This is a genomic window from Pseudoalteromonas sp. BZA4, from assembly GCF_040104395.1.
GTDB lineage: Bacteria > Pseudomonadota > Gammaproteobacteria > Enterobacterales > Alteromonadaceae > Pseudoalteromonas.
This window is the reverse complement of the sequence record NZ_JBECOT010000145.1, coordinates 1-1,219: the sequence shown is the minus strand read 5'-3', so window position 1 is coordinate 1,219 and position 1,219 is coordinate 1. Positions and strand designations below refer to the sequence as shown.

Here is a 1,219-nt window from a genome sequence, read left to right as displayed (position 1 = left end):
CACGGCGGGATCGCACTTTGTAAAAAGGCTTTAACATCCGCCTCTTTTCTGATCTAATAACGCCCACATTGTCACTATCTACTTGTTAATTATGTCGTTATTTAGCCACCTTGAACTTGTGGAAGATAAGCGTTCTTTCATCAATCAACATCATGACCTTACTGATGTCTTATTTCTTATCATTTCGGCGGTTTTATCTGGTTGTGAAGGCTGGAAAGATATCGAAGTGTTTGGACACAGCAAGCTGTCTTGGCTCCGACAGTTCAGAGCATTTAAACATGGTATTCCAACGCGACATAGTATTGCTCGTATTCTTAAAACAGTGGAAACTGACTCTCTGATTTTGGCCCTGCTTAGTTGGGTTAACGAGCAACGAACTCAATCTGACAAGCCAATTATTGCATTTGATGGGAAAACTCTGCGTGGTGCCAGTAAAAAGCGTGAGGATAACTTACACTTGGTGTCCGCTTTTGATTGTGAATCTGGTTTAACTTTGTATCAGCGTACCGTAGAAAGTAAATCTAACGAGATCCCAGCAGTTAGGGCCTTATTAGATGTGCTCGATATTTCAGACTCTATCATCACACTAGATGCACTACATTGTCAGAAAGCGACACTCTCAGCACTGACTTCAAGAGATGCGGACTATTTGGTTCAGGTCAAAGCAAATCAGAAAACGCTTTATAAAGCAGTCGCTTCATGTTTTGAAAAAGCTTTTGAAGAAGAGGGAGATTTGCCTGAGGACGTACAAACCAGCAATGGGCATGGACGTCAGGAAACACGGATCACTTACGCTCTAAAAGCAGACAAACTGCCTAAAGAGATAAAAGAAAAATGGCCAGGGCTTACTTCGTTGGTCGCAGTCGAAAGGCACAATAAGTCCGACTCAATAATAAAAATAGACACGCACTTTTATGTTACTTCTGTCGAGCCAGATGCACAGATGTTGCAGAAAGCAATCCGCCATCATTGGCACATAGAAAATCAGCAGCACTGGGTGTTGGATGTCGTCTTTAAGGAAGACGCTTGCCAGATAAGCGAGCCGATTTCGGCGGAGAATATGGCGCTGTTCAGACGGGTTGTTCGCAACCTGGTAAAACAGCACAAAGGCCGTAAAGACTCGATACGCAGTAAGTGTGTTAGGGCTAGTTTTGACGATGAATTCAGGGCTGAGCTTATCTTTGGTTAATACTTGTTAACAAAGTATGCTCTCACCCTG

The 1,219-nt window shown here is 43.1% G+C and carries 1 protein-coding gene; it reads left to right on the top strand.

Features of this window, described 5'->3' with window-relative positions; genetic code table 11:
- The first annotated feature begins 91 nt into the window (after nucleotides 1-91).
- Nucleotides 92-1,189 (top strand): ISAs1 family transposase, encoded by a 1,098-nt coding sequence (locus tag ABMY41_RS21775; RefSeq protein WP_175081192.1) that lies wholly within the window; start codon nucleotides 92-94, stop codon nucleotides 1,187-1,189.
- Nucleotides 1,190-1,219 lie beyond the last annotated feature (30 nt).